At 76.5% G+C, this 20,256-nt stretch carries 15 protein-coding genes; 4 read left to right on the top strand and 11 right to left on the bottom strand.

What is annotated here, in order from left to right; all coding sequences use genetic code 11:
- Positions 1–7: 7 nt before the first annotated feature.
- From rfaE2 to ACI8AF_RS01120, 8 genes are all read right to left on the bottom strand, one after another.
- A complete protein-coding gene (gene rfaE2 / locus ACI8AF_RS01155; RefSeq protein WP_456537817.1) occupies positions 8–1,381 on the bottom strand; it encodes a D-glycero-beta-D-manno-heptose 1-phosphate adenylyltransferase in 1,374 nt (457 codons plus the stop codon).
- Entirely contained in the window at positions 1,378–2,058 is a 681-nt protein-coding gene (locus ACI8AF_RS01150; protein ID WP_456537816.1) for a D-sedoheptulose-7-phosphate isomerase, read from the bottom strand. The genes rfaE2 and ACI8AF_RS01150 overlap by 4 nt, the downstream gene beginning before the upstream one ends.
- Positions 2,055–3,257 (bottom strand): glycosyltransferase, encoded by a 1,203-nt coding sequence (locus ACI8AF_RS01145; protein WP_456537815.1) that lies wholly within the window; start codon positions 3,255–3,257, stop codon positions 2,055–2,057. Before ACI8AF_RS01145 ends, ACI8AF_RS01150 begins: the two co-directional genes overlap by 4 nt.
- Positions 3,254–4,219: a glycosyltransferase gene (locus ACI8AF_RS01140; RefSeq protein WP_456537814.1), complete on the bottom strand. Its 966-nt coding sequence runs from the start codon at positions 4,217–4,219 to the stop codon at positions 3,254–3,256. The genes ACI8AF_RS01145 and ACI8AF_RS01140 overlap by 4 nt, the downstream gene beginning before the upstream one ends.
- Positions 4,216–5,217 (bottom strand): glycosyltransferase family 9 protein, encoded by a 1,002-nt coding sequence (locus ACI8AF_RS01135; protein ID WP_456537813.1) that lies wholly within the window; start codon positions 5,215–5,217, stop codon positions 4,216–4,218. Before ACI8AF_RS01135 ends, ACI8AF_RS01140 begins: the two co-directional genes overlap by 4 nt.
- Positions 5,217–6,707: an HAD-IIIA family hydrolase gene (locus ACI8AF_RS01130; RefSeq protein ID WP_456537812.1), complete on the bottom strand. Its 1,491-nt coding sequence runs from the start codon at positions 6,705–6,707 to the stop codon at positions 5,217–5,219. Before ACI8AF_RS01130 ends, ACI8AF_RS01135 begins: the two co-directional genes overlap by 1 nt.
- A gap of 126 nt (positions 6,708–6,833) precedes the next feature.
- Positions 6,834–7,334, bottom strand: a complete 501-nt coding sequence (locus ACI8AF_RS01125; protein ID WP_456537811.1) for a MarR family winged helix-turn-helix transcriptional regulator — start codon at positions 7,332–7,334, stop codon at positions 6,834–6,836.
- Between the two features lie 25 nt (positions 7,335–7,359).
- Positions 7,360–8,088 (bottom strand): hypothetical protein, encoded by a 729-nt coding sequence (locus ACI8AF_RS01120; RefSeq protein ID WP_456537810.1) that lies wholly within the window; start codon positions 8,086–8,088, stop codon positions 7,360–7,362.
- Between the two features lie 298 nt (positions 8,089–8,386).
- Here ACI8AF_RS01120 and ACI8AF_RS01115 point away from each other — a divergent pair, with 298 nt between their 5' ends.
- From ACI8AF_RS01115 to ACI8AF_RS01100, 4 genes are all read left to right on the top strand, one after another.
- Positions 8,387–9,697 (top strand): alpha-hydroxy-acid oxidizing protein, encoded by a 1,311-nt coding sequence (locus tag ACI8AF_RS01115; RefSeq protein ID WP_456537809.1) that lies wholly within the window; start codon positions 8,387–8,389, stop codon positions 9,695–9,697.
- Positions 9,698–9,982: 285 nt separating this feature from the next.
- A complete protein-coding gene (locus tag ACI8AF_RS01110; protein WP_456537808.1) occupies positions 9,983–11,452 on the top strand; it encodes an NAD-dependent succinate-semialdehyde dehydrogenase in 1,470 nt (489 codons plus the stop codon).
- A gap of 155 nt (positions 11,453–11,607) precedes the next feature.
- Positions 11,608–12,120 carry an Hsp20/alpha crystallin family protein gene (locus ACI8AF_RS01105; RefSeq protein WP_456537807.1) on the top strand — a complete coding sequence of 171 codons (513 nt, stop codon included), beginning with the start codon at positions 11,608–11,610 and terminating at the stop codon, positions 12,118–12,120.
- Positions 12,121–12,327: 207 nt separating this feature from the next.
- Complete coding sequence (locus ACI8AF_RS01100) at positions 12,328–14,304, top strand: hypothetical protein (RefSeq protein ID WP_456537806.1); 1,977 nt, start codon at positions 12,328–12,330, stop codon at positions 14,302–14,304.
- Between the two features lie 63 nt (positions 14,305–14,367).
- On the opposite strand, the gene ACI8AF_RS01095 is transcribed toward ACI8AF_RS01100, so the two are convergent.
- The 3 genes from ACI8AF_RS01095 to ACI8AF_RS01085 all read right to left on the bottom strand — a co-directional run bounded on the left by ACI8AF_RS01095 (position 14,368) and on the right by ACI8AF_RS01085 (position 20,254).
- Positions 14,368–16,590 (bottom strand): MMPL family transporter, encoded by a 2,223-nt coding sequence (locus tag ACI8AF_RS01095; protein WP_456537805.1) that lies wholly within the window; start codon positions 16,588–16,590, stop codon positions 14,368–14,370.
- A gap of 223 nt (positions 16,591–16,813) precedes the next feature.
- The gene (locus ACI8AF_RS01090) at positions 16,814–17,377 is read right to left on the bottom strand and encodes a DUF4188 domain-containing protein (protein WP_456537804.1); all 564 of its coding nucleotides are present in this window, start codon (positions 17,375–17,377) and stop codon (positions 16,814–16,816) included.
- 78 nt (positions 17,378–17,455) lie between these two features.
- Complete coding sequence (locus ACI8AF_RS01085; RefSeq protein ID WP_456537803.1) at positions 17,456–20,254, bottom strand: ATP-binding protein; 2,799 nt, start codon at positions 20,252–20,254, stop codon at positions 17,456–17,458.
- Between the last annotated feature and the right edge of the window lie 2 nt (positions 20,255–20,256).

Genomic DNA, 20,256 nt, shown 5'->3' with positions numbered 1-20,256 from the left:
GCGGTCCTCATACTCGGGAGCGCTCGACCAGCGCGGTCGTCGAGTGCCCGTCGAGGTAGGGCAGGACGACGGCCTGCCCGCCCCAGCGGCGCAGCACCGCGGCCTCCGGGAGGTCGGCGCCGGCGTAGTCGCCGCCCTTGGCCCACACGTCGGGCCGCAGCCGGTCGAGGACCTCCGCCGGGGTGTCCTCGTCGAAGACGACCACGGCGTCGACGAACTCCAGCGCCTCGAGCACCCGCGCGCGGTCGGGCGCGCTGTTCAGCGGCCGCGTGGGGCCCTTGAGCCGGCGCACCGAGTCGTCGGAGTTGATGCACACCACCAGGCAGTCGCCCAGCCCGCGGGCCGCGCGCAGCGTCGCGACGTGGCCGGGGTGCAGCAGGTCGAAGCAACCACCGGTGGCCACGACGGTGCCCCCGACCGCGCGGACCCGCGCCAGCAGCCCGTCGACCGAGGGGTCGACGACCACGTCCGGCTCGGCCACCTCGGCGTCCCAGGCCGACGCGCCGCCGCGCGCGACGAACGCCGACGCCGAGGCCACCGCGGTCGCCACCGCGTCGGCGGTGACCGCGCCGTCGGCCAGGGCGAGCGCCGCCGCGGCGGCGAAGGAGTCGCCGGCCCCGCACGGGTCGCCGCCGGTGACCTTCGCGGCCGGCACGACCATGGGCGCGCCCTCGCCGTAGGAGAGCAGCGCGCCCCGCGCGCCGATCGTCACCGCGACCGCCCCCACGCCCCAGTGCCGGATCAGCGCCTCGGCCCGCGCCCCGACCGCCGCCAGCCCGTCGCCGGCGACGTCGCACCCGGCCGCGGCGGCCACCCGGGCGGCCTCCGCGCCGTTCGGCGTCACCAGGCGGGCGTTGGGCACCGGGTCGGCGCCGCGCGGGTGCGGGTCCCACACCACCGGGCCGCGCGCCGCGGCGAGCGCCGCCCGCACGTCGGGCGCCGCCGTCGTCCCCCGGCCGTAGTCGGCGACGAGCACCGCCGCGGCCGACCGGACGACCTCCGCCGCCTCGGCCGGGAGCGCGCCGAGCGTCGCCACGGGTGCCCCGCTGTCGATGCGGACGACGGAGTGGTCGCCCACCCGCACCCGCTGCTTGACCGCGGTGCCGCCGGTGGCCGGGATCGCCACGAGCCGCACCCGGCCGTCGAGCAGCGAGCGCAGCCGCTGCGCGCCCTCGTCGGTGTCGATCGGCGCGACCAGCACGACCTCACGCGCGGTGGTCCGGGCGGCGATCACCGCGGCCAGCGCCGCTCCCCCGGGCCGCTCCCGGCGCTCGGCGTCCTCGACCACCGGCACCGGCGCGTCGGGGGTGAGCCGTGACGCCGTCCCGACCAGGTCGACGTCGAGCAGCGCGTCCCCGACCACCACCAGCGGCCGGGTCACCCGGCCACCCCGAGCCTGGTCGCCGGCACCCGGGCCGGCTCGGCCAGCACCGCCGCGTCGAAGGCGGCGCAGAGCAGGTGCAGCGCGACCAGGTGGCACTCCTGCACCGTCGCCGTCCACGGCGAGTCGATGCACACGGCCTCGTCGGCGACCGCCTCGAGCGGGTTGGGCGCCGGGCCGGTCATCGCCAGCACGGTGATGCCGCACTCCCGCGCCCGGCGGGCCGCGGCCACCGCGTTCGGCGACCGCCCCGACGTGGACAGCAGCACGAGGACGTCACCGGCCCGGCCGTGCGCCTCCACCTGCCGGGCGAACAGCTCGTCGGCCGGGTAGTCGTTGGCGATGGCGGTCAGCGACGACGTCTCGGCGGTCAGGCAGATCGCGGAGAACGGCGGCCGGTCGGCGCGGTAGCGGCCGACCAGCTCGGCGGTCAGGTGCTGCGCCTGCGCGGCGCTGCCGCCGTTGCCGGCCGCGAGCAGCCGCCCCCGGTTGTCGCCGCACAGCACGTCGGCCAGCCGCCGTCCCCAGCCGTCGAGGACGTCGAGCTGCCCGTCGAGCGAGCGCAGCGCCGCCGACAGCGACGCGATGTGGTCGGCGCCGGTCAGGTGCGTGCACGCGTCGGGCGAGGGGATCTCGCCGGCGGTGTTCTCGAAGAACGAGTGGGGGGCGACCGTCATCGCGCGACCTCCACGAGTCGGGGGGCGGACAGGACCTGGCGGTAGACGGCCTCGGTGTCGGCGACCACCCGGCTCCAGCGGTAGCGGGCGCGGGCGCGCTGGACGCCGGCCGCGCCGTAGGCGGCCCGCCGCGCGTCGTCGGCGAGCAGCGCGGAGACGGCCTCGGCGAGCCGGGCGGGGTCCCGCGGCGGGACGAGGTCGCCGGTCACCCCCTCGGCGACGCTGTCGACCAGGCCGCCGACGGCGGTGGCGACCACCGGCCGCCCGCAGGCCATCGCCTCGAGCGGGGTGATGCCGAACGGCTCGTACCAGGGGACGGCGAGGACGACGTCGGCGGAGCGGATCCAGGCCGGCACGTCGGCGCGGGCCACCGAGCCGGTGAAGACCAGGCGGTCGGCCACCCCGACCCGCTCGGCCACCGCGCGCAGCCGCTGCACCTCGGCGTCCTCGCCGAGCCGGTCGGCCGGCGGGCCGCCGACGACGACGAGCTCGGCGCCGGGGACGTCGGCCAGCGCGCGGACGGCGTCCTCCTGCCCCTTGCGCTCGACCAACCGGCCGAGCACGAGCAGCCGGGGCCGGGCGCCGCGGTCGGCCACCGGGCCCTTCGGCGTGAACACCGAGGTGTCGACGCCGCACGGCACGATCGAGGCGCGGTCGCGGGCGAGGCCCAGCCGGCGCAGCTCGAAGACCTCGTCGGAGCAGGTGGCGACGACGTGGGTGACGGTGCGGCAGAGCGACCGCTCCAGCTCGATCCGCTGCGGCGGCGAGGTGTCGGCGTCGCCCTGGTGCCGGCGCTTGACCGAACCGAGCGCGTGGAAGGTCTGCACCACCGGCAGGGAGCCCGCCGCGGCCACCGAGGCCAACCCGCTCATCCAGAAGTGCGCGTGCACGAGGTCCGGCGGGTGCGCCCCCCACCGGCGGCGCAGGACGGAGGCGAACTCGGGCATGTGCCGCAGCAGGTCGTCCTTGGGCAGCTCCACCGGCGGCCCGGCCGGCACGTGCACCACGTGGTAGCCGTCCTGCGTGACGACCTGCTCGGGGAGCGCGTCGTCGTCCCGGCGCGTGAACACCGTGACCTCGTGGCCCCGCCGGGCCAGGCCCGCGGCCAGCGCGGCCACGTGCACGTTCTGCCCCCCGGCGTCCACACCGCCGATCGCCGCCAGCGGGCTGGCGTGCTCGGACACCATGTCGATCTTCACCGCGTGACCTCCTCGAGGAGCCGGTCCCAGTCAGCGAGGAACCGGGGAAGCCCGTACCGGTCCAGCGCGGCGGCGCGTGCCGCCTTGCCGGCCAGCCGGGCGGCGTCCTCGTCGTGCAGGAAGTGCCGGACGGCCGCCCACAGCCGGTCCGGGTCGGTCGAGAGCACACCCGCCTCGGCCGGGACCGCCTCCACCGCCTCGGTGGCGGCCAGCCCCACCACGGGCATGCCCAGGTGCATCGCCTCGAGCAGCGACAGGCCGAGCGACGTCCAGCGGACCGGGTGCACGTACACCCGGCGCCGCGCCAGCTCGGCGTGCATCGCCGCCTGCGGCGGGTCGTCGTGCAGCGCCACCCGGTCGGGGTCGAGGCCGTACTTCTCGTGCAGGCCGGCCAGGCCCATGCCGAAGACGTCGACCGGCGCGACCGCGGCCAGGCCGGGCAGCAGGTCGGCGCCGACGTACCGGCCGCGGCGCACCGGCTCGTTGCTCACCACCGCGGCGCGGGGCAGCTCGCCGGTGTAGCGCTCCCCGGGGTCGACGATGCCGTGCTCGATGACCGTCGTCGGCGCCCGGCCGTTGTCGTAGAACGTGCGGTTGAAGTGGGTGACGTGCGCGATCGGGACGACGTCCTGGTCGGCCATCGGGTGCCGGGTGTCCGGCACCGCGCCGTCGGGGGCGTTGTGCTCGAGGAACACCGCCGGCAGGTCGCGGCCGGGCTCGCGGCCGAGCCACTCGCGCACCAGCTCGAGGTCGCGGGTGCGCTGCAGCACGACGACGTCGACCTCTTCGGCGCGCAGCTGCTCGGGCGTCACCTCGCGGGCCGCGGCCGGCCAGTCCCACGTGCGGGCGCGGCCGAGGCCGTCGGGGCCGCGGTCCGGCGTGACGGGGATCAGGTACTCGTGCCGTCCCTCGACGAACGCGGTCGTCCACGAGCCGTGCACGTGCCAGACCAGGACCTTCATGGGACCACCAGCTTCTCGACGGCGGCGACCACGTCGGCGGCGGTCACCGAGGACAGGCAGGGGTGGCCGGGCACGGGGCACTCGCGCGCCCGGGTCCCGCGGCAGGCCGCGCTCTGGTCGCCCAGCAGCACGGTGGGGACCCCGTAGGGCGCCCACCGCTCGGCCGGGACCACCGGGGAGAAGAGCGAGACGACGGGGGTGCCGACCGCGGCGGCCAGGTGCGCCGGGCCGGTGTTGCCGACGACGACGGCGGACGCGCCGTCGAGCAGGGCGGCCATCTCGGCCAGCGAGGTCTCCCCGCCCAGGTCCACGCCCCGCGTGCCGGCGACGGCCGCGGTGAGCTCCCGCTCGGCCGGGCCGCCGGTGACCAGCACGCGGAACCCCGCGTCGGCGAGCGCCTCGACCGCCTCGGCGCAGCGCCCGGCCGGCCAGGCCCGGGCCGGCACCGACGCGCCCGGGTGCAGCACGACGTAGCCCGGCTCGTGGTCGACGGGGGGCAGGGGCCGGCGCACCGCCAGCCGGCCGCCGTCGCCGGGGGGCAGCGCGAAGCCGGCCGCGCGGGCCAGCGAGAGCGCGCGCTCGGGCTCGGGCAGGTCGTCGTCGACCCGGTGCCGGACGTCGAGCAGCGAGCCGGGGTAGTCCACGCTGATCGCGCTGATCCGGGGCACCCCCGCGGCGCGCAGCAGCAGCGCCAGCGGCAGCGGCGACTGGTGGAACGACGTGGAGACCACCGCGGCGTCGGGGGCCAGGCCGCGCACCCGCTCGGTGAGCGCGGCCAGGTCGGTGGCGTCGACCGCCGGCGGCTCGCCGAGGATCCACGGGCAGGCCCAGGTCCACACCTCGTCGACACCGGGCAGCAGGCGCGCGGCGTCGGCACCGGCCGGACCGGCGAGGAACACGACCCGCTCGGACCCGGCCGCGACCGCGCGCACCAGGGGGCCCTGGAGCAGCACGTCTCCCGCGTTGTCGAGTCGCGCGATGAGGACCGTCGGCGCCACTACCACCTGCCCGCCAGCACGTCGTCGACGGCGGCGGCCAGCTGTTGGACCGCATGGGTCGCCGCGGCGACCTCCGATCTCCTGGTGACCGGGGTCGGGACGAGGATCCCGACCGCACCGGCGGCGGTGGCGGCCTCGACGTCGGCACCGATGTCGCCCACGACGACGCAGCGGGCGGGGTCGACGCCGAGCTCGGCGCAGGCGTCCTTGACCATGCCGGGCGCGGGCTTGCGGCAGGCGCAGCCGTCGTCGGGGCCGTGCGGGCACCAGCGGACCACGTCGAAGGGGCCGAGCAGCTCCTCGAGCCGGGTCATGCAGGCGCGCACCTGGTCCTCGGTGATCAGCCCGCGGGCGACCCCGCTCTGGTTGCTGACCACGCCGACCCGCACCCCGCGGGCGCGCAGCCGGTCCAGCGAATCCCGCGCGCCGTCGACCGGGCGGACCCACTCGGGGTCGCCGTTGTACGGGAAGTCGTGCACCAGCGTGCCGTCGCGGTCGAAGAGCACGAGGTCGGGCAGGCCCCGCCACTGCTCGACGCGGCGGTGCCGGACGACGCCCCTCGCCCAGTGCCAGGTGGCCAGCGCGGGGATCGCGGCGCTGGTGACGGCCATCGTCGTCAGCTCGTCGCGGGTGCGCGGGCCGGGCGAGATCCGTCGCCAGGCGAACTCGGCGGTGCCGGCGAGCCAGGCGGCGGCGGCGGCCCCGGCGGCGCGGGGCCGTCGCGCGGCGGCCAGCGCGACCGCCGCGGCGCCGGCCGCGGTGATCGCCAGGTGGCCGGGACGGCGGCCGAGCGGGGCGTCGGCGCGCCGCCGCCAGCCGGGCCCGTGCAGCCGGCGCATGAGGACGTCGTCGGCGTTGCCCGCCTGCACCCGCAGGCTGATCCAGCGGTCGACCGGCCGCACCGGGTGGGTGATCCACCGCTGCCCCCGGACGAGGCGGGCGCCGGTGTCCATGACCCGCAGCGCGAGGTCGGAGTCCTCCCGGAAGGCGCGGGGGAAGCGCTCGTCGAAACCGCCGACCGCGGCGAGCGCGGCGCGGCGGTAGGCCAGGTCGGCGGTGATCCAGCTGCTCGCGGCCAGCCCCGCGGTGCCGCGCTCCCAGTCGGTGGGGCGCCGGTCCTCCGGGAGCGGCACCCGGACCCGGCCCTGGCTGCCGGCGACGTCGGCCGGGAGGTCGGCGATGTCGGCGGCCAGGCGCTCGTACCAGTCGGGGTCGGGGACGACGTCGTCGTCGAGGAAGGCCACCCACCCGGTGCGGGCGGTGCGCCAGCCCAGGTTGCGGGCACGGGCCGGGCCGCCGCCGCCGGTGCGGACGACGCGGACCGGGGGCAGCCCGGGGCGCTCGACCCGCAGCGGCTCCCCGGAGGGGCGGTCGTCGACGACGAGCAGCTCCGCGGGCCGCGGGCCCGGCGCGGTGGCCAGGGCGTCGAGCAGCACGTCCAGCGACGGCCGGCCGATGGTCGGCACGACGACCGTGCACTGCTCGAGCATGATCGCGTCGTATCCGGACGGAAGCGGCCGGAAACACTACGGGCTTGAAGTTTTCCGGGCGTTGACGTGCGGGCTACCCCGCCCGGACCGCGCCCACGCGCCGCGCGGCGTGTCGGTGACGGAGGGTCAGCGGCGGACGCGCGCGGCGGCGGAGACGCGGGCCAGCGCGTCGGTCACGACGGTGGCGTCGTCGCCGAGCAGGGCCAGCAGGTGTGCGACGAGGTCGTCGTGGGTGCGGGCGGCGGCGTCCACGCGCTGCCGGCCGGCCGGGGTGAGCCGGGCGTGCAGCAGGCGCTTGTCCTCCTCGGCCCGCTCGCGGACGACCAGCCCCTCGGTGACCAGCCGGTTGATCGTGCTGGTGACACCGGGGCGGGACAGGCCGAGCGCCTCGGCCACCTCGCCCATGCTGGCTCGCTCGCCCGGCGCCTCGGCGATGCGGCGCAGCGCCTCGAAACCGGTCAGCGAGAGGCCGTGCTGGCGGTGCAGCGCGGAGTCGACGCGGTGGCTGATGCGGTCGTGGACCTGGACGATGCGCAGCCACGTCTCCGCGGGCCGGGGAGCCGCTCCCGGGACCCCGGCGGCGTTGCGGGGGACGCCGCGCGCCAGCGCGTCCCGGGAAGAGGTCACCGGGCCATCCTCCCCGACCCCGGGCTCAGGCGCCCGGCGTCGGCGCGGCGCCGCGGCCGCGACGGGCACCGGCCAGCAGCACTCCGGCGGCGGCTCCGGCCAGTGACACCCCGGCGGCGATCACCGGCCACGCGGGCGCCCGGGTCACCGGCGCGACCGGCATGCCCGCGGCGGCCGTCTCCACCTGCAGGTCGCTGCCGTGCCCGGGCACGGTCTCCGGGGACGGTGCGCCGTCGCCGGCGCCGCCCTCCGTCGTGCCGCCCCCGGGCGCGGGCCCGTCGTCCGTGTTCGCCGGCGCGTGCCCCTCCGACCCCGCCGGGACGTCCTGCTCGCCGGGGGCCGGCGCGGCCTCGCCGTCCGTGCCCGGCACGGTCGCCGGTGCCGGCGTCGCCCCGGCGACCGGCGGCGCGATCGCGGCGCAGTCCTCCTCGGTGGGGCGGGTGAAGCTGTACGGCCGGAGGTCGTCGGCGAAGGTGTCGCCCGAGTCGTCGAGGGCGGTGAACTCCAGGCGGCTGTCGATCGTCTCGCCCCAGGCGACGTCGTCGGTGGCGAGGACGACGGTCTGGCCGGGGTGGACCTCGGCGACGTCCTCCCCCTCGGGGGTGCGCGTGGTGGCCAGCACGACGCGGTAGGGCGCGGTGCCGGCGACGACCTCGATCCGCACCCCGCCGGGGTGGCAGCTGGGGCCCTGGGTCACCGCGTAGTTGGGCCGGGCGAGATCGTCGACGGCGCCCGCGGGCGGCGCGAGCGCCACCGCCGAGCCGAGGGCGGCGAGCAGGAGCGCAGCCGTGAGCCCGGCTGTCCTGCGTGCGGAAATCGGCGTCGGCCCGGCCGGCACGGCGTCCCCCTCGAACTGCTGCCGCCGCCCTGTCCTGCGTGTTGCGGTCTCCCCCAGGCGTCGGCCGGTCCATCATGCCTGGGTGTGACGGGAAGTTCCGCCACTGTGATCAGCCCGTCGGGCGTGTCGCGCGGCGTGTCGACGGAATTCAGGACCAAGGACCCTGAGGACCGGTGACGACCCCGCCCCGCGGGGCCGTCACTACGGTGTGGCGATGGACTCAGCAGCGGGCACCGGGCGGCGTCGCCAGGACGAGGTCTACCGCGCCGGGGTGTACGGCCGGCACCCCCGCGTGCCGACGACCGCGCGCGGGCTGCAGCGCCTGGCGAAGCGGAAGCTGAACCCGCGCGCCTACTCCTACGTGGCCGGCGGCGCCGGGGACGAGGCGACCCAGCGGGCCAACCGGGCGGCGTTCGACCGCTGGGCCGTCGTGCCGCGGGTGCTGCGCGACTGCAGCGACCGCGACACCTCGGTCGAGCTGTTCGGCCGCCGGCTGCCGGCCCCGCTGCTGCTCGGCCCGGTGGGCGCGCTCGAGCTGGTCGACCGCGAGGCCGACCTCGCCGTGGCGCGGGCGGCGGCCGCCACCGGCGTGCCGATGGTTTTCTCCAACCAGGCGTCGGTGCCCATGGAGACCTGCGCGGCCGCGATGGGCGACGCGCCGCGCTGGTTCCAGCTCTACTGGTCGACCTCCGACGAGCTGGTCGAGAGCCTGCTCTCCCGCGCCGAGGCGGCCGGCTGCGACGCCGTCGTCGTCACCCTGGACACCACGATGCTCGGCTGGCGGCCCCGCGACCTCGACCTCGGGCACCTGCCGTTCGCGCTGGGCAAGGGCATCGCGCAGTACACCTCCGACCCGGTGTTCCGGCGGCTGGTCGAGGAGCGGGTGGCGGGCACGCCGGCACCGGCCGACCCCGCCGCCTCGGCCCAGCGCGACCGCCAGCCGTTCCCCACGCCGGCGGCCGTCCGCGCGCTGGTGGGCATGGCGCGCGCCTGGCCGGGGTCGCTGCGGGACAACCTCCGCTCGCCGCTCCCCCGGGCCGCCGTCGAGACGTTCCTCGGCATCTACTCCCGCCCCTCGATCAGCTGGGCCGACCTGGGCTGGCTGCGCGCGCGGACGCGGCTGCCGATCGTGCTCAAGGGCGTGCTGCACCCCGACGACGCCCGGCGGGCGGTCGACGAGGGCGTGGACGGCGTCGTGGTGAGCACCCACGGCGGGCGGCAGGTCGACCGCTCGATCGCGGCGCTCGACGCGCTGCCCGACGTCGTCGCCGCCGTCGCCGACCGGGTGCCGGTGCTGCTCGACAGCGGCGTCCGCAGCGGCGCCGACGTCTTCACCGCCGTCGCGCTGGGCGCGCGGGCGGCGCTGCTCGGGCGGCCGTTCGCGTGGGGGCTGGCGCTGGCCGGGGAGGCCGGCGTCCGGCAGGTGGTCGAGGACGTGCTCGGCGAGTTCGACCTGACCCTCGGGCTGACCGGGCACACCCGTGTCGGCGAGCTCACCCCGGACGTCCTCCGCCGCGTCGGCTGAACCCGCTTTCCGCACCGGAACCAGGACCGTTCTCGGTGCGGGAAGCGGCGGACACGCCCGGCCCCTGCCGACACGCCGACGAGGGTTGACCCCTCCGAGTGACCGGGGTCACAGTGGGTTCGGGCGGGGGCAGCCGGCAAAGAGTGGCCACCGACAGCTCGGTGGACCGACCAACGCGGCCAGACCGTCAGGACCGGCCCCCCGCCCCACGAACTCCCCTCTGCAGCAGGTCCGCGGCCGGGCGCAGGATGGTGCCCTGCTGGTGGAGCGAGGAGGAGATGCGCGATGGCCGACCTGTACGCAGACGTCCCCGGGGTGAGCCGACCGGTCCCGACCGGCCTGTACATCGGCGGGCAGTGGCGGCCGTCGAGCGACGGCGCCGAGTTCGAGGTGCACGACCCGGCCGACGCGTCGGTGCTCACCCGGGTCGCCGACGCCACGCCCGAGGACACGGCCGCCGCCATGGACGCCGCCGCGGCCGCGCTGCCGGGGTGGGCGGCGACACCGCCGCGCAAGCGCTCGGAGGTCATCCGGCGGGCGTTCGAGCTCATGGGCGAGCACGCCGACGACCTGGCGCTGCTCATGGTGCGGGAGAACGGCAAGGCGCTGGCCGACGCGCGCGCCGAGCGCACCTACGCCGCCGAGTTCTTCCGCTGGTTCTCCGAGGAGGCGGTGCGCATCGACGGCCACTACGGCGTCGCGCCCGCCGGCGGCACGCGCACCGTGGTGACCAACCAGCCGGTGGGCGTCTGCCTGCTCATCACGCCGTGGAACTTCCCGGCCGCGATGCTCACCCGCAAGCTCGGGCCGGCGCTGGCCGCCGGCTGCACGTCGCTGGTCAAGCCGGCCGCCGAGACGCCGCTGACCGCGGCGCTGCTCGTCGAGCTGCTCACCGAGGCCGGCGTCCCCGACGGCGTGGTCAACCTGCTGCCGACCAGCAAGGCCGGCGACGTCAGCAAGGCGGCGATGGCCGACCCGCGACTGCGCAAGATCAGCTTCACCGGGTCCACCGAGGTCGGCCGCATCCTGCTCAAGCAGGCCGCCGACCAGGTGCTGGTCAGCTCGATGGAGCTCGGCGGGAACGCCCCGTTCATCGTCTGCGCCGACGCCGACCTCGACGCCGCCGTCGAGGGCGCGATGCTGGCCAAGCTGCGCAACGGCGGCGAGGCCTGCACCGCGGCCAACCGGTTCTACGTCGAGGCGCCGGTCGCCGAGGAGTTCGGCCGCCGGCTCGCCGAGAAGATGGGCGCGGTCAAGGTCGGCCGCGGGGACGACGAGGGCGTCGGCCTGGGCCCGCTGGTCAACGAGGACACCGTGGAGAAGGTCGAGCGGATCGTGCGCGAGACCGTCTCGGCCGGCGCGCGCCCGGTGATCGGCGGCGAGCGGCCCGAGGGCCCCGGCTACTTCTACCCGCCGACCGTGCTGCTCGACGTCCCGGCCGGGTCGCCGGCGACGGAGGAGGAGATCTTCGGCCCGGTGGCGCCGATCGTGCCGTTCACCTCGGACGACGAGGTGCTGGCGAACGCCAACGGCACCGAGTACGGCCTGGTCGCGTACGTCTTCACCGGCGACCTGGCCCGCGGGCTGCGGCTGTCGGAGGCGCTGGAGTTCGGCATGGTCGGCCTCAACCGCGGCGTGGTGAGCGACCCGGCCGCGCCGTTCGGCGGCGTGAAGCAGTCGGGCATCGGCCGCGAGGGCGGGCACGAGGGCATCGCCGAGTACCTGCAGACGAAGTACATCTCGTTCCCGCTGTAGGCGGTCCCGGCCACGATCAGCCCACCTGATCCCCCGGGCTCCTCCCCCACGTCGCACCGTGGGGGAGGACCACTTCGGATCAGGTGGGCTGATCGCGGCACCACCGGCGGGGTTCGTTCGTTCGAAAGAGCAGGCAACGGAGAGGAGCCGCCCCCATGAGCGGACAGGGCCGCTGGAACGAGTCGTCGATCCCCTTCGGTCGGCTCGAGGAGATGTTCGACGACTGGGTGCGCACCATGCGCGCCAACCGCCCGCAGGGGGGCGGCTCGGTGTGGGCGCAGGCCACCCGCGAGGACAGCCGCCCGAAGGCCGACGTCGTCGACGAGGAGCCGGTGGCCGACGACCGGATCCGGGTCGACGAGTACCGCGAGGACGGCGCGCACGTGGTGCGGGCCTCCCTGCCGGGCGTCGACCCCGACCGGGACGTCGAGCTGACCGCCGACGCCGGTGAGCTGCGCATCGCGGTCGAGCGCCGGGGCGACGACGAGCGCACCTACCTGCGCCGCGAGCTGCCCACCGGCCGGTCCGAGCGCTCGCTCCCGCTGCCGGAGCGGGCACGGCCGGACGAGATCACGGCGTCCTACACCGACGGCGTCCTCGAGATCCGCATCCCGCTGGCCGAACCGTCGTCCGAGTCGACCCGGATCCGGGTGAGCCGGGGGTCCTAGGACCGTCGCACGACCCGGACGAGGCGCCGAGCAGCACGTTCTCCTGCAACAGGTCTAGAACCTCTGCGTCTTCTGCCGGGTGCCACCTCACCCCGCTCGTTCCTACGGTCGCGGCACCAGTGCCGCGCAGGCCGGGGGAAGTCCGCGCGGCGTCCGTCGAGCGTGAGCGAGGACGCCATGCGCAGTGCCAGAGGTGGGTTCCCCGAGATGTGCAGGAAGGCCGCGGTGGCCCTCCTCGGCGTGGTCGCGCTGGTCGCCCTGGGCGGCGTGCCGGCGCAGGCGGCGCTGTCGCAACCCGCGGTGGTGTCGGACAACCCGTCCGACGTCACCCCGCACCTGGTGCTCGACAACACCTCGTACAGCATCTACGACTTCGCGCAGGTCGGTGACACCGTCTTCGCCGGCGGTCGCTTCCAGCAGGTGCAGGACTGGGCGCGGACGACGACGTACAGCCGGCAGAACTTCGTCGCCTTCGACAGCCGGACCGGGGTGGTCTCCCCGCTCCAGCTGCAGTTCGACGGCATGGTCACGTCGCTCGCGGCCACCGACACGGCGCTCTACGTCGGTGGCGCCTTCGCCACCGTCAACGGGGTCACCCGCCGCGGGATCATGAAGTACGACCTGGTCAACAACCGGATCGACCCCACCTTCGCGCCCACGGGCATGCGCACGGTGTCCGACCTCGTGATCGCCAACGGCGTCGTGATCGCGGCGGGGAACTTCACCAAGAAGATCATGGCCATGGACCCGGTCACCGGGGCGGACACCGGCCGGATCAACGTCAACGTCGCCGGCGTGGTGTGGACGGGGGACGAGACCCGGGTCAAGCACATCGCCGTCTCGCCGAACGGCACCCGGCTGGTGGCGACCGGCAACTTCGCGACGGTCAACGGCCAGGGTCGCCGGCAGGCGTTCATGCTCAACCTCGGCGCGACGTCCGCGACGTTGAGCACCTGGCACGCGCCCCGCTTCGACGTCGACTGCGCGGCGTCCGGCGCCCGCGACGTCAGCGCGGAAGGCGTGGACTTCTCCCCCGACGGCAGCTACTTCGTCGTGGTCTCCACCGGTGGACCCACCGGCACCAACGGGATCTGCGACGCCGCGGCCCGGTTCGAGACGGCGAACGTCAGCAGCACGGTCCAGCCCACCTGGATCAACTGGACCGGCGGCGACACGCTCTACAGCGTCGCGGTGACCGGCACGGCGGTGTACGTCGGTGGTCACCAGCGCTGGCTGGACAACCCGTTCGGCCGTGACTCGGCCGGTCCCGGGGCGGTCGAGCGACCGGGCATCGGCGCCATCGACCCGGTGACCGGCAAGGCCCTCCCGTGGAACCCGACGAAGTCCCGCTTCCACGGCACGATGGCGCTGTTCGCCACCCCGCAGGGGCTCTGGGTCGGCAGCGACGGCACCGCCTTCGGGCGCGAGGACCACTACGGGATCGGCTTCGCCCCGCTGAACCCCGGCCCCACGCCCGACGTGACCCGACCCGACACCGCCATCGACTCGGGGCCGTCGGGGTCGGTGACCGACACGTCGGCCACCTTCACCTTCTCGGCGAGCGAGGCCACGGGCTTCCAGTGCAGCCTCGACGGCGCCGCGTACACCCCGTGCACCTCGCCGGTGAGCTACACGGGTCTGACGACCGCCGACCACACCTTCCGGGTCGTCGCCGTCGACCCGTCCTACAACGCCGACTTCAGCCCGGCGCAGCGGACGTGGACCGTCGCCGCGTCGGCGGGCAACCTCGTCGGCAACCCGGGCTTCGAGACGGACACCGCCGGCTGGGCGGGAGACGTGGCGGCGAACACCCTCAGCCGGGTCGCCGGCGGGCACTCGGGTGACTGGGCCGCCGCGGTGACGAACTCCGTGGCCGGTGGCGTCTGCGGGCTCACCGACAAGCCCAGCTGGGTGAGCTTCACCCAGGCCGGCGCCTACACCGCCGGGGTGTGGGTCCGGTCGGACACCCCCGGGCTCACGGTCCGGCTGCGGGTGCGCGAGTACGCGGGTGGCGTGCTGCAGGGGTCGGTCACCGCATCGGTGGCGGTCACGACGTCGTGGCAGCTGCTGACCACGGCCTACACGCCGGTCGCCCCGGGGTCGAGCCTGGACTTCGAGGTGTACTCGACCGGCGCTCCGGTCGGGGTGTGCTTCCAGGCCGACGACGCGTCCCTCACCCGCTGACCGGCGGTACCCGGACCGCTCTCGGCGCCGGGAGCCGACCAGGCTCCCGGCGCCGAGCGGCGGTCAGTCGCGGGAGAGGACCAGCGGCTCGTCGACCACCGGCCGCGGCCGCTCCACCGACGGCGGCGGCACCGGCTCGTGCTGCAGCGTCGGCAGCCACCGCAGCCAGCGCGGCAGGTACCAGTTGCGCTCGCCGAGCAGCTGCATCACGGCCGGCAGCAGCAGCGCCCGGACGACGGTGGCGTCGAGCAGCACCGCGACCGCCAGCCCCAGCCCGATCTGCTTCATGTTGGTCGTCGACAGCGTCACGAAGGTGCCGAAGACGAACACCATGATGATCGCGGCGCTGGTGACCACCCCGGCCGACGAGGTGATCCCGTTCGCGATCGCGGCCCGGGTCGACAGCCCGCGGTCGTAGCCCTCGCGGATCCGGCTGAGGATGAAGACGTGGTAGTCCATCGACAGCCCGAAGAGGATCACGAAGAGGAACAGCGGGATCCAGGTGACGATGGCGCCGGTCTCCTGCAGTCCGATCAGCGAGCCGCCCCAGCCCTCCTGGAAGACCAGCACCAGGGTGCCGTAGGCCGCCGCGACCGAGAGCGTGTTGAGCACGATCGCGGTGAACGCGACCACCACCGAGCGGAACGAGACCAGCAGCAGCAGGAACGCCAGCACCAGCACGAACCCGAACACCCACGGCGTCCGCTCGGCGATCAGGTCGCGGAAGGCCACCGAGCCCGCGGTCTCACCGGTCACCACCGCGGTGACGCCGTCCACCGAGCCGACGGTGTCGGCGACGATGCCCTCGAGGGCGTGCAGCGCGTCGACCGACGCCTGCTCCTGGCCGTCGCCCACCAGCGGCAACGAGACGACGGCGACCTCGCCGTCCTCGCTGGTCCGGACGTCGACCGGCTCGTTCATCTGCCCGGTGCCCAGCGCCTGCGCGCGCAGGTCGGCGATCGCCGCCTGCACCTCCGGCGCCGCGACGTCGTCGGCCTCGATCACCACCTCCGCCGGTGACGAGCCGCCGGGGAACGCCTCGGCGATGCGCTCGTAGGTCTGGATGACCGGCAGGTCCTGCGGCAGGTCCTGGATGCCGTCGTTGCGCAGCTCCAGCTGCACGGTCGGGACGGCGAGGGCGACCAGCGCCCCGCCGGCGACAACGGCTGCCACCACGGGGCGGCGCAGCACGGCACCGAGCACCACACCCCAGAACCGCGACGGCCGCGCCTCGCGGCGGTGCAGGCCGGGGATGCGCCCCTTCTCGACCCGGTCGCCCAGCCAGCTCATCAGCGCCGGCAGCACGGTGAGCGAGCCGAGCACCGAGGTGGCGACGACGAGGATGGTGGCGACGCCGATGCCGGTGAAGACCGCCGAGCCGGTGAGGAAGACGCCGGCCATGGCGACGATGACGGTGAGCCCCGAGATGAGGATCGACCGGCCGGAGGTGGCGGCGGCGATGTCGAGGGCGTCGACCGCACCGTTGCCGCGGGCCCGCTCCTCGCGCTCCCGCTTGAGGTAGAAGAGCGAGTAGTCCACGCCCACGGCCAGGCCGATGAGCAGCATGACCGTCTGCGCCGTCCCGTCGACGTGCCAGACCTGGCTGACGTAGGTGAGCAGCCCGAGCGCGCCGACGAACGCGGTCAGCGCGAACACCAGCGGCAGCAGCGCGGCGACGATCGCGCCGAAGGTCAGCAGCAGGACGGCGAGGGTGATCGGGATGGCCAGGTACTCGGCCCGCTCGAAGTCGCCGGCCAGCGCCTCGTCCAGGGCGACGTCGGCGCTGGCGCCGCCGAACTGCTCGACGCGGACGTCGGGGTGCCGGTCGGCGACCTCGGCCACCGCCTCGGTGATCGGGCCGACCTTGTCGGCGGCGTCGTCGGGCGAGCCGCGGATGTCGAACGTCACCAGCACCGACCGGCCGTCGGCGGAGGTGAGCGGGGCGCCCGACAGCGGGCTGGCCACGTTCTCGACGTCCGGGGTGGCCTCCAGGGTCGCGACGACGTCGGTGAGCGCCGCGGTCGCGGCCGCCTCGGAGACGTCGTCGGCGCGCTGCACGAGCACCATCTCCGACGCCGGCTCCTCCCAGCCGTGCGCGTCGAGGATGCGCTGGGCCTCGGCCGTGGGGCCGACGTTCGCCTCGGCCGCGGTGAGCTCCCCGCGCGGGATCAGGTTGCCGAGGGTGATCGCCAGGACGACGAACGCCAGCCAGCCGAGGACCGCCGTCCTCCGGTGCCGCGCGCTCCACCGCCCGGCGCGCGCCGCGAGATTGCGTGATGCGTCCACTGTCTTCGTGCCTTCCTGATCTCGGAGAAGTCGCCGGGTCGAACCTGCCGTCGGGCGGGACGCGCGCCCATCCCGCCACCTGGCCGTTCGGGTGTCGGGCCAGCCCGAACACCACCGCGGGAAGCCTCTCGGGGCGGGATCTGCACAGGTATCGGGGAACGCCCCCATCCGCCCCTGGTCCTCGGTCACCAGGGGCTCGGGGGGCTCCCGGCCGGGTCGGGGATCAGCCGGCGCGGCGGTCGGCCACGTACTCGGGGTCGTGCTGGCCCATGCGCTCGCCGGTGCGCGACCGTGTGCGGCGCACCCGGGGCGCCCACGAGGTCGCCTCGGCCAGCCCGCGCAGCGGCACGTTGCCGTACAGGCTCTCGACCTGGTCGGCGCGGACGCTGTAGGTCTCGTGCCAGATGCCGACGTCGGCGGACGCGGCACCGCTCCGGTTGAAGGCCCCCCAGGCGGGGGCGTGCGCCATGCCGGCGTCGCGGGCGTAGCGGCCGAGGTCCTCCACCGACCGCCAGTACTGGACGACGAGGAGGTCGCGACCCGACCAGTACGTGCGCGGCCGGGCGAGCAGCCCCGAGTCCGGGCGGGCGAGCAGCTCCCGGACCATCCGGGGCATGCCGGCGAACACCGGCCACCAGCTGCGCACCCGGCGCAGGCGGTTGAACCGCATGCCGATCAGGAAGAGCACGACCTCGCCGTCGGGGGTGGCGGCGAACTGGCCACCGCTGACACCGCGCGGGGCGTGCTCGGCGGCGCCGACGTAGGGCTTGGGGACCTGGGTCTGCACGGGGACCTCCTCGAGGGGCGGGAGGTCGAGCGCACCGCAGGGCACCGGTCCGCCGCCTCGGGGTCGGACCCCAGCAACTCAGCCGAGGACCCCCGGCAGCTGCGCGCGCGAGGCGATGCCGAGCTTGCGGTAGGCGGCGGAGAGGTGGACCTCCACGGTCTTGGTGGTGACGAACAGGGCCTGCGCGATGTCGCGGTTGGTCAGCCCGTCGGCGGCCAGCCGGGCCACCCGTCGCTCGCTGGCCGACAGCGCCTCCGCCCCGGTCAGGCGGGGCGTCCGGGGCCGGGCCCCGGCGGCGGCGAGCTCCTCGACGGCCTGCCGGACGAGGGCTCCCGCACCGCAGCGCGAGGCGGTGTCCAGACCCTCCCGCAGGGGTGTGCGCGCGTCGGCCCGGTGGTTGGCCCGCCGCAGCCCGGCGCCGAGCTCGACCTGGGCGCGCGCGTGCTCCAGCCGGGCGGCGGTGCCGCCCAGGACGCCGACCGCCGCGGCGAGCGCGTCGAGGTCGTCGCCCACCTGCCCGACCGTGCGCAGCGCGATCCCGGTGGCGACGGGCGCGGCGAAGCGCTCGGCGTCGGCGAGGGCCGCCCGCGCCTCCGCACCCGCCTCCTCCGCGCGGCCGAGCCGGTGCAGCGCGAGCGCGGCGTCCGTGCGCCACGGCACCAGCCCGGGGTGGACCCACCCGCGGCGGGCCAGCCGCTCCCCGGCGTCCCGGAGGACGTCGACCGCCACCCCCGGTCGCCCCTGCACGAGCCGGAGGCGGCCGACCGCGGCCAGCAGCGCGGCGTGGTCCAGCGCCAGCCCCAGCTCGTCCAGCTCCTGCTGCGCGGCAGCGACCTCGCCGCGCTCGACCAGCACCGGCAGCAGCGTGCCGAGCAGCAGCCGCCGCGGATACGGCGCGCCCGCCGCCGCCGCGAGGTCCAGGGCCAGGCGCAGGTCGGCCTCGGCGTCGAGCAGCGCGCCGGTCCGCCGTCCCATCTCCGCGCGCGAGCCCAGGGCGGCGCCGAGCTCGACCGGGGCCCCGCGTCCCCGTGCATCGCCCACGGCGTCGTCGGCTGCGGCCACCGCCTCGGTCAGCTCGCCCGCGGCGGCCAGCACCGGCGCGGCCAGGTAGAGGACGCCGGTGACGAAGGAGGCGCTGTCCAGCCGCAGGACGCCGGTCAGCGCGGCGCGGGCCTGCGCGACGGCCTCCGCCGTCCGGCCGGGTTCCTGGAGCACCTCGACGGCCGAGGTGGCGAGCAGCACGCAGCCGGCCACCGTGTCCGGCCCTGCGGTGGGCAGCAGCCGCGCGAGCCGGGCCAGCGCATCGGCGCGGACGGCGGGCCGCGACCGGGCCAGCCCGACGTACTCGGCCTCGAGCAGCTGCCGCACCGCGGGCTCCACCTCGGCGGCGTCGGCCTCGACGACGGCGTCCCGCAGCACGGCCAGGGCGCGGGGCAGCTCCCACGCCGTCTCCAACCCGCGGGCCAGCCGAAGGGCGACGCGGGCGCGGGCGGTCGGGCGGGTGGTCACCGCCAGCGCCTCGGCCAGCCGGTCCAGCCCCGCGGCCGGGCCCAGGTGCGTCTCGGCGTCGCCGAGCTCGAAGAGCACCTCGGCGCGCAGCCCGGGCGGCGGCGGCTCGGCCAGCGCGCGCCGCAGGTAGGCCACCGCCGGGCCGGGCGCGCCCTTGCCCAGCGCCTCGCGCGCCGCGCGGCGCAGCCGCTCCACGACCCACGGGTCGCGCAGCGGCGCCACCTCGAGCAGGTGCGCCGCGACCGCCTCGGCCGGCGCGCCGTCGGCGGCCAGCTCGCGCGCGGCGGTGCGGTGGGCGAGGTGCCGCTCCCCCGCGGGCAGGTGGTCGACCACGGCCTGCGCGACCAGCGGGTGCACGAACGCCGGCCCGGGGACGACCAGCTCGGCGGCGACCAGCCGGTCGACGCCGCGCGCCGCGGCGTCCGGGAGCAGGCCGGCCACCGCGGCCACGTGCCGCAGCTGCGCGTCGGCGCCGAGGACGGCGAGCGCACGGGCGGCCGCGACCGCCTCCCGCGGCAGGTGCCGCAGCCGGGGCAGGACGAATGCGGCGACGATCTCGGGCGCGCGGTCGTGGACAGCTGGGACCGCCTCCGCCGTCGGCGCGAGGCCCGCCGCGGCCAGCGACCGGGCCAGGGCACCGAGCAGCATCGGGTTGCCGGCCGCGACCTCCCCGCATGCGGCGACGAACGCGTCGTCGGCGTCGGTGCCGAACAGGTCCCGCAGCACGACCGCCGACGCCGCAGCCGACAGCGGGCGGGGGTGGACGACGACGGTGGTGGGCTCGGCGCGGAGCACGTCGAACAGCTCCCCGGTGTCGCTCCCGGGCTCCGGCGGCCGGGTGGCGACGGCGACCAGCACCGGCAGGCCCTCGACGCGGTGCGCGAGGTGGGCCAGCGCCCGCAGGGACGGCCCGTCGGCCTCGTGCGCGTCGTCGACGGCCACGAGCAGCGGCGCTCGCTCGGCCAGCCCGGCGAGCAGCCAGTAGACGCCGTGCAGGGTGGCGAAGCCGGGTGCCGGCGTGGCGGCGGGGTCGAGCACCGGCGCGGCCAGCCGGGCGGCGCCGTCGAGCAGGGCGGCCCGCTCCGCCTCCGACGCCGTCCGCAGGACCGGCTCGAGCAGGCCGCGGACCACCCCGAACCCGAACTCGCGCTCCAGGGGACCGGCGCGGGCGCTCAGCACCCGGAAGCCGCGCTCGACGGCGGCCGCGCGGGCGGCGTCGAGGAGGCGGGTCTTGCCGATCCCGGCCGGTCCCTCGACCAGGAGCGCGCAGCCGCGCCCGGTCGCCGCGGCGTCCAGCGCCGCGACGACCGCCTCGACCTCCGCCTCCCGCTCCAGCAGCGGGTCGGCCCGCGCCGTCGTGCGGGTCATCG

The organism is Blastococcus sp. SYSU D00669 (assembly GCF_054050715.1).
Note: the sequence above shows the minus strand (reverse complement) of the source record. Positions and strands in the feature narration are given on the sequence as shown.

What these genes read in the sequence shown, in the direction of transcription:
- ACI8AF_RS01150 (WP_456537816.1), bottom strand. Translation starts at nt 2,058, where the DNA reads ATGACGGTCGCCCCCCACTCGTTCTTCGAGAACACCGCCGGCGAGATC.
- ACI8AF_RS01140 (WP_456537814.1), bottom strand. Translation starts at nt 4,219, where the DNA reads ATGAAGGTCCTGGTCTGGCACGTGCACGGCTCGTGGACGACCGCGTTC.
- ACI8AF_RS01130 (WP_456537812.1), bottom strand. Translation starts at nt 6,707, where the DNA reads ATGCTCGAGCAGTGCACGGTCGTCGTGCCGACCATCGGCCGGCCGTCG.
- ACI8AF_RS01115 (WP_456537809.1), top strand. Translation starts at nt 8,387, where the DNA reads ATGGACTCAGCAGCGGGCACCGGGCGGCGTCGCCAGGACGAGGTCTAC.
- ACI8AF_RS01110 (WP_456537808.1), top strand. Translation starts at nt 9,983, where the DNA reads ATGGCCGACCTGTACGCAGACGTCCCCGGGGTGAGCCGACCGGTCCCG.
- ACI8AF_RS01105 (WP_456537807.1), top strand. Translation starts at nt 11,608, where the DNA reads ATGAGCGGACAGGGCCGCTGGAACGAGTCGTCGATCCCCTTCGGTCGG.
- ACI8AF_RS01100 (WP_456537806.1), top strand. Translation starts at nt 12,328, where the DNA reads ATGTGCAGGAAGGCCGCGGTGGCCCTCCTCGGCGTGGTCGCGCTGGTC.
- ACI8AF_RS01085 (WP_456537803.1), bottom strand. Translation starts at nt 20,254, where the DNA reads ATGACCCGCACGACGGCGCGGGCCGACCCGCTGCTGGAGCGGGAGGCG.